Raw genomic sequence first — 6,854 nt, 5'->3', positions numbered from 1 at the left:
TAACTATCAATATTTATCGAATAAGCTCAGTTTTACAACTAAAACTCAACCATAAAATAGCACTCCAATAATTCGTAAATTTATCTCCGAATTTATAGAGATGCCCATAAATATAATTGTGCCATTTGCAAATTTCCTCATTGGAGAAAATCGTTAAGGCAGAAATCAATAGTAATTCTTCAAAGGCTATAATTCTATATCCCTGTTTTAATTAACAAGTAAAGCGGTTCAAACTATTTTGTTTGTTGGGATTCAGGCGCCTGTACTTCAAAGGGTCGCATCATATCGTAATCCTCATGGGAGAGTAGATGACAGTGCCATACATAGAGTCCCTCGCGGTCAAAGCGGGCTATTACCCGTGTTACTTGGCCGGGAAGGGCGATGACCGTATCTTTTGGGCCACTTTCTTCTGGTTGTGGCGGAAGGGGTTTTCCCAGTAGGGATTCTATTTCCAGCCTTGCCCCTTGGAATACCTCACCGGTGTGCATATATTTCTGTGGCTTGGGGATAAGTTTCCCCTTAAAAGGCTGGCGATCCAGTACCTGGAATTCTACCAGATGGATATGGATTGGATGAGCCGATACTGTAGGGTTGTATATCTCCCAGATCTCTACGGCATTGTGCTGGATAATTTCCGTGGCAGGGTCCTCGAAAAATAGGGAGCCTTCTTTTACTGGACCTAACATCAGCAGATTGCGGCCGTAGGGATCGTCCAATCGGTAGGTGGCAAGCTGTCGTGTGTGGTTCGCTTGACTAAGCCTATTAAGCGGAGGGCGCAGGGGAGTATTCAAGGTTAGCTTTAAATCTCCAATCGTATCTTTGACCGCTGCTTTCTGTTTATCAGGAGAGGCTTTTGTAGGTGCCGGAGCAATATGGAATTGCAAAACTTGGCCAGTGGTATCGGGGTCGGTAGCTGGTGTGGTGCCACCGCGCCCATCACTTAATACGCGTTTGCCATCAGGGTTGTATACCAGTGGAATTGAACTCTTTGGATTACTGGCCTTCACAAATCCCTTAAAAGGGATATCTGGTCCAAAATTTCGCAGTGTCAGTTTGTGCCCTTCATAATCACTGAAATCCACTAAAACATCTGCTCGCTCTGCGGGCGCCAATACCAGCTCGTTCAGTTGCACTGGGCGATCAAGAAAACCACCGTCGCTGCCGACCTGCACAAAGGGGGTACCTTCGTCGATCCTGAGTATCAGTGTGCGTGTATCTGACGCATTGAGTAATCGCAGTCGATAAACGTGTGGTGTGATGCTAACTTTGGGCCAAGCCATGCCGTTTACCAACATAAAATTGCCAAAAAATTCGTCCAGATGAGAGGGGTTGGGCCAATTGGCCTTCACTGCCTCGTGGGAAACCGGTGATGGAGGCTGGCCCCTCCAACCGGGAAAATAGAGTTGCCCATCTGAACTAAACAGGCTGTCTGTAATAGCGGCAACCAAGGTACGCTCTTCTGTGGGAAGTAGTTTTTCCTGTATCAGGTGATCTTCATTGTCATCACCAACCAGGTAAAAACCGAATAGACCTGCATAAACATTAAGGCGCGTCATGCCCAGGGTATGGTCGTGATACCAGATAGTGGCGGCATCCTGGGAGTTATCGTATTCGTAAATCCTTTTCTCAAATAATGGTCCCGTCTCACGATAATTGCGGGTGTACCAAGCGAGGGGATTGCCGTCACTTTTCCACTCTGTATGCCCGCCGTGAAGATGGATAACCATAGGTACAGCTTTGGGATCTTTTACATCGGCGAGGTGAATGGATCGATCCACAGGAAATAGATGCGGTCCCGGTAGCTCGTTAGCCCAATGTACAAATGTCGGTTGGCCTTCTCGGGCACGAATAGTAGGACCGGGAGAGTGGATGCGACCTGCATATTCAAAACCCCAGGCTTTTGTCATTAAACGTTTGCCCTCCTTATCCCGTAGCCCCATCCAAACTTCAGTAGGGCGGGCGGGTAGCTTAATCGGGGCTGAGCCCTGAGGGCGGATTTCTACGGGTATTGGCAGTTCATTGACGAACTTATCCACTGTTGCTGGATTTAGCAGTCGCAGGGGAGTTGCTTTGGCAGCGTCTTCAGTAGCAGTCAGGACAAGGGGGGATAACAGCAGCAGGGAAAAGATTACCCGAAACATTGGCTGCTCTTAGCAGTTAGTATTTAACTGTCAAGTATAGGTAAACAGGTGGTTTCGGTGGAGATGACTTGGGGTTCAGGCAAAGGCGCACAGGGCCCTTACCTGATGTGACGCCTCACTAGATAAAGCGATTGATCGCGGCTTTGGCATTGTCCTGATAGGTTGGATTGTCCAAGTCCGGGAAAAGCTTCCGCTGCTCACCAAGAGGTCCAGTTAATCCGCGTTCACTGCCGTAAAAGATGCCTGTGCGGAAGGACGTATCCAGCAGGGCATCGATATAGCGTTTGGCGCCTACTTCCACTTTATGGACTTTACCCAATAGCAGCATAATCCGCATCATGCCCTTCATCATATATTGCTTGAATAACGACAGGGTATTAAAGCCCTCGGTGCCTACAGTAGCTCCCGGGCTCATGGTTATGAAGCGGATATGTGGGAATTCCCGCGCCACGGAAGACATCCATAGGGCGCCCATATACTTTATCGGACCATAGGGTATCGTAGCGTCTTTGGTACTGGCATAGAGCTTTCCTTCACAGATCTGCATAAATTCCTCCATAGAGGCGCTTTTCAGGTCATACCCATCTCTTTTACACCACGAGCGGCCTCAGAGCCGGCGTAGATAGCAGCCTGGGTCAATTTATTGGCTTTCAGCAACTCGTTAGTCAGTAGTACATGTCCGAGCAGGTTGACGGCGAAAATTTGTGTGACTCCCTCAGGGGTCTTGTTATAAAACTCTTTCCCCCCGGTACCACCAGCATTCATAACCAGGGCATCAATCGGGGAGTTCAGGGTTTTAACCGCCTCTTTCACGGATTGTTGATCCGCGACATCGATAAGTAATACTTCGAAGATATTTCTGCCTGTCTCCGACACCAGCTCGGCCTGGGCTTCCTTGGCTTTGTGCAGATTGCGGCACCCGAGATAGATCTTTTTAATCTGCTGGTACTCCGCCAGTTGCCTGGCGCACTCCCTGCCTAAGCCTGCATTCGCTCCGGTAATCAATACACTCTTAATCATCTTTCTGTCTCTGTGGATATTGGGAACTGGTGCCCGGATATGGATGTACCCGGCTGTTGGAGGGAAAGATAAGCGGTTAAAGGTCCTGGATTTTGATATTTCTTGCTGTCTTAGCAGAACACCAAGACCGCAAGAAATATCAAAAATAGGGCCTTACTGGCCAATATGATTAGGTCATCTCTTCAAATACTGCAAACTATGGTGACACTATGAATCAGGCGAGTTCTATAGAAAGAAAAATTTTCCAATTACTTGTGGTAGCACTGGCAGTGATCTGTTTTATTCCCGGTGGGATCAGTGCATTTGGAGGGCTGAATGGCAGTGCTGCCCTGAGTGGAGGTGCTATGATTTTCGGCCCGGATAGTCCCTTGAGGGGATTTGGGGATAATCAATATCGATTTGCCTTTGGTGTTTTCTTTGCCCAGGGGTTGGTTCTACTGTATTTCCTGAGCAATATCGAAAAACATAAAGCATTGTTTTACTTCGTGGCTCTATCCCTCTTCATTGGCGGTCTGGGCCGCTTAAGCAATATTCTGGAATTTGGATTGGTGGATGACCAGGTCTTACCGCCTACGATTATTGAGCTTGCGATAGTTCCAATTCTGGTTTTTTGGCATAGGCGAGTGGCCTCTCAAAGTTAGTCATTAGAAGCCCTTGGTTAGGTAGCTCAAAATTATTTATGCTTAAGAGGTTATTACTATGTTACCAGTATTTTTACATATAGAGTCTTCACCAAACCTACAGGAATCGCAGGCTCTTCAGCAGTATATAGGTCTGGCACTGGAATTAATGCAACAGTACGGGGGGGTGCGTATTGCCTCTTATGATGTGGAAGAGGCCCTGGACGGAGGTAGGTCACCAAAGGCATTTGTTGTGGTATCTTTTCCGGATCGGGAGGCGATCTATGCATTCTTCAATGATCCAGCCTACCAGGCGATTATCCCTTTGAGGGACAAGGCATTTGCCCATTTACGCTTTTTTATCACTAGTGAGCGAATTTGATTTCAAGGCAAGCTAAACGGGGAAAGTATTGCTCGAAAATCTTACCGTCCCAACGTAAACTGGTAGGAAAGGAGCCTCTCATGCAGCGATTTTTTAAAAGTATCAATTTCGTAGAGCAGCATCTATACGACAAAATTTCTGTTCATGAAATTGCCGCTGCCTCTCATTACTCCACCTACCACTTCAGCCGTATTTTTAAGGCATTAGTGGGAGACTCACCGAAAGAGTATTTGCGCAAGCGCCGGTTGACCGTCGCCGCAAAGAGGTTGTTGAGTGAAGATATTGGTATTCTTGAGCTTGCCATGGAGTGCCAATTTGATTCCCAAGAAGCCTTTACTCGCGCGTTTAAAGCTTTATTTAATGTAACCCCGGCGCAGTATCGAAAGCAGCAAGATCCTTTTCGGTTGTTGTATAAGGATCAGTTTAGCCCTCACATGCTGCACTTCTTGCAAAATGAACTATCCATGGAGCCACAAATTATTTCGCGGCCAGCGATGCAATTGGTGGGGGTAGCGCAGGAATACGATCATGAAAATCTCAGCTTGCCAAAGCTCTGGTCTGCTTTCCGGCCCTACAGGGATAAGATTCCTAATCGTATTAGCGATGAATCTTTTGGCATCTATGAGTGTTATGAGGAAGCGGGTGATGAAATTCGGTTTAATTATGTCTGCTGCGCGCCGGTTGCCGACCTGGCTCAGGTACCAGAGGGAATGGTGGTCCGTGAGCTACCGGAACAGCTATATGCAAAGTTTGTTCATCGTGGATCAATCACCACCCTGGAGCAGACGTTGAAGTATATCTGGGGAAGCTGGCTGCCCAAGTCTAACTATGACTATATTGAGAGGCCAGATTTTGAACTCTATCCCCCTAAATACCAAGTTACAAGCCCGACAGCTGAAATGTACCTGCATATTCCTGTCAAAAAAAAGTAGTGACCCAACTATGCAGGCTTATTGCTATTCAAACTACTCGGTTATTTGATCTACAACGTATCGATAGTGCCCTGTAATTGCAAAGGAAAACAACATGTCTTCCAGTACAGGTCCAGATCCAATGTTGTGTGCGATCATGTAACGATCAGTTTCCTGTGATCGTTTCGCCGTCACAATACCGATATGCGGTAAGTTACCGGGCAGCATCCAGGTAACAATATCTCCGGGCAGGTAATCTTCTGATTTATCAGATATTGGGAGAGATTGCCCTTTACGAGTAAAAAAGATTTTTAGATTGGGTACTCGTCTATGATCAATATTTTTGTCCGGTCGGGAAAGCCCCCATATGCGTTTTGAGGGGTAAGCTTGAAAATGACTCGATATATCTTGGTGAACTTCTTTTTGTAGATCGATTCCCAGCTTCCTAAATGAGCGAATCACTACATCGGTACAAACACCGGTATCTGCCGGTACATCTCCGTTCGGATAGGGAATGGAGACATAAGCCGGATCATAGCGTACCTTGTGGTACGTACGTTCCAGGGCCGCCTCGGCCAGTGTAATATTTTGTGGGTAACTCTCACTACTTAGAAATACAAGGACTCCAAAAGGTATAAATTTCATAATATACTCGAGTTAAGATCACGTGAGTGATTATTGATTTAAGTTACCACTCAGCCAAAGATGCAAACCTTTTAAATATTAAAATAGCCGGCATACGCTAACAGTCCTAGAATAAGCGAAAAAGATACACTAATAATAAATGTCCATCCAGGAGCGAGATCAACTTTCTGTGGAATGAATATTTTAGAAATATGACACCTTGGGACATGGGATATCACTTCAATAATGATTCTGAAAACCACCTGAAAATAAAGCTAAAAAAAGTCTAAATAAACTTCCTATTATTTCTTCCATAATGATTTTGCAATTTTTAAGTTAAGGCAGTCGAGTTTGCTTGGGACTGCCTCAGCATTAAGAACTATATATAAGTTGTTTGATTAGGTTGCTTCTATCAGGTTATTTAGGGTGTCCCAAACAAACCAGTAAGTTGGGACAATGCTCCCATCTGGAGCATTCCATATGCTTGCCTCCACATTGCGAGCGCCAAGTTTCTTATAGAACTCCTGTGCTTTGATATTATCTTGATTCACTAACAAGCACATGCCATTTTGCGAATCTTGCTGATAAAACCAGCGAGCTCCTGCAATTAATAGTGCCTTGCCTATTCCTTTAGAGTGATATTTTTCACGTACGTGTAAATTATCCAGGTAGGACCCCCAGTGAGGGTTCTCACTTGCGTACAAAGAAACAAAACCGGCGATTTCACCCTCGACTATTGCGAGAAGTACTTGTTGGTTTGGCTTTGGATTGTTAAAGCGACCCTTCCAAAGCTGATGTCGCTCATTTGAAGCTTTATCAATTAGATACTCTTTAGTCAGTACGTTTTGATAATTTTTGCGCCAGCTAGTTGCATGTATCTCAGAGATGGCTTGAATATCTGATAGCGTTGCTACTCTTATTTTCATATGTCAATACCTTCCTTGATCTTTTATGTATAAATATATGGTAGGGCCTTCATATGTATCTTTTTTTTATAAATCAATCAGGAAATTTGTAGGAAGTTTGCTGCATGATTAAGAGTCTCTGAAATTTATCATGCTAGTGGTCCATGCGGTTAATTCTGTAACGATTGTTTTGCACGCTCTACGGAAGCCAAGATTTGACCGGCGGGCTTTGTCCATTTAAATGGCTTTGC

General features: G+C 45.3%; 8 protein-coding genes. 3 read left to right on the top strand and 5 right to left on the bottom strand.

Annotated elements, in window-relative coordinates:
* Positions 1-233: 233 nt before the first annotated feature.
* The 3 genes from ACCI49_RS22885 to ACCI49_RS22875 form a co-directional block, all read right to left on the bottom strand.
* Positions 234-2,141, bottom strand: coding sequence for a multicopper oxidase family protein (locus ACCI49_RS22885; RefSeq protein ID WP_371841549.1), 1,908 nt, complete (start codon positions 2,139-2,141; stop codon positions 234-236).
* Positions 2,142-2,259: 118 nt separating this feature from the next.
* A complete protein-coding gene (locus tag ACCI49_RS22880) occupies positions 2,260-2,688 on the bottom strand; it encodes a hypothetical protein (protein WP_371841548.1) in 429 nt (142 codons plus the stop codon).
* Positions 2,689-2,711: 23 nt separating this feature from the next.
* Entirely contained in the window at positions 2,712-3,161 is a 450-nt protein-coding gene (locus ACCI49_RS22875) for an SDR family NAD(P)-dependent oxidoreductase (protein WP_371841547.1), read from the bottom strand.
* Between the two features lie 209 nt (positions 3,162-3,370).
* On the opposite strand from ACCI49_RS22875, the gene ACCI49_RS22870 reads away from it, so the two are divergent.
* From ACCI49_RS22870 to ACCI49_RS22860, 3 genes are all read left to right on the top strand, one after another.
* Complete coding sequence (locus ACCI49_RS22870; protein WP_371841546.1) at positions 3,371-3,802, top strand: DUF4345 domain-containing protein; 432 nt, start codon at positions 3,371-3,373, stop codon at positions 3,800-3,802.
* Positions 3,803-3,860: 58 nt separating this feature from the next.
* Complete coding sequence (locus ACCI49_RS22865) at positions 3,861-4,163, top strand: DUF1330 domain-containing protein (protein ID WP_371841545.1); 303 nt, start codon at positions 3,861-3,863, stop codon at positions 4,161-4,163.
* 80 nt (positions 4,164-4,243) lie between these two features.
* Complete coding sequence (locus ACCI49_RS22860; RefSeq protein ID WP_371841544.1) at positions 4,244-5,095, top strand: AraC family transcriptional regulator; 852 nt, start codon at positions 4,244-4,246, stop codon at positions 5,093-5,095.
* Positions 5,096-5,128: 33 nt separating this feature from the next.
* Here the strand turns inward: ACCI49_RS22860 and ACCI49_RS22855 are convergent, their stop codons facing one another.
* Together ACCI49_RS22855 and ACCI49_RS22850 are read right to left on the bottom strand one after the other, a co-directional pair.
* On the bottom strand, positions 5,129-5,719 hold the full coding sequence (locus ACCI49_RS22855) for a DUF1287 domain-containing protein (protein WP_371841543.1): 591 nt from the start codon (positions 5,717-5,719) through the stop codon (positions 5,129-5,131).
* A gap of 377 nt (positions 5,720-6,096) precedes the next feature.
* The gene (locus tag ACCI49_RS22850; RefSeq protein WP_371841542.1) at positions 6,097-6,624 is read right to left on the bottom strand and encodes a GNAT family N-acetyltransferase; all 528 of its coding nucleotides are present in this window, start codon (positions 6,622-6,624) and stop codon (positions 6,097-6,099) included.
* Between the last annotated feature and the right edge of the window lie 230 nt (positions 6,625-6,854).

Source organism: Microbulbifer epialgicus (assembly GCF_041447265.1).
GTDB classification, from domain to species: Bacteria; Pseudomonadota; Gammaproteobacteria; order Pseudomonadales; family Cellvibrionaceae; genus Microbulbifer; species Microbulbifer epialgicus.
This window is presented reverse-complemented; position numbering and strand designations above follow the sequence as displayed.

What these genes read in the sequence shown, in the direction of transcription:
- ACCI49_RS22885 (WP_371841549.1), bottom strand. Translation starts at nt 2,141, where the DNA reads ATGTTTCGGGTAATCTTTTCCCTGCTGCTGTTATCCCCCCTTGTCCTG.
- ACCI49_RS22880 (WP_371841548.1), bottom strand. Translation starts at nt 2,688, where the DNA reads ATGCAGATCTGTGAAGGAAAGCTCTATGCCAGTACCAAAGACGCTACG.
- ACCI49_RS22875 (WP_371841547.1), bottom strand. Translation starts at nt 3,161, where the DNA reads ATGATTAAGAGTGTATTGATTACCGGAGCGAATGCAGGCTTAGGCAGG.
- ACCI49_RS22870 (WP_371841546.1), top strand. Translation starts at nt 3,371, where the DNA reads ATGAATCAGGCGAGTTCTATAGAAAGAAAAATTTTCCAATTACTTGTG.
- ACCI49_RS22865 (WP_371841545.1), top strand. Translation starts at nt 3,861, where the DNA reads ATGTTACCAGTATTTTTACATATAGAGTCTTCACCAAACCTACAGGAA.
- ACCI49_RS22860 (WP_371841544.1), top strand. Translation starts at nt 4,244, where the DNA reads ATGCAGCGATTTTTTAAAAGTATCAATTTCGTAGAGCAGCATCTATAC.
- ACCI49_RS22855 (WP_371841543.1), bottom strand. Translation starts at nt 5,719, where the DNA reads ATGAAATTTATACCTTTTGGAGTCCTTGTATTTCTAAGTAGTGAGAGT.
- ACCI49_RS22850 (WP_371841542.1), bottom strand. Translation starts at nt 6,624, where the DNA reads ATGAAAATAAGAGTAGCAACGCTATCAGATATTCAAGCCATCTCTGAG.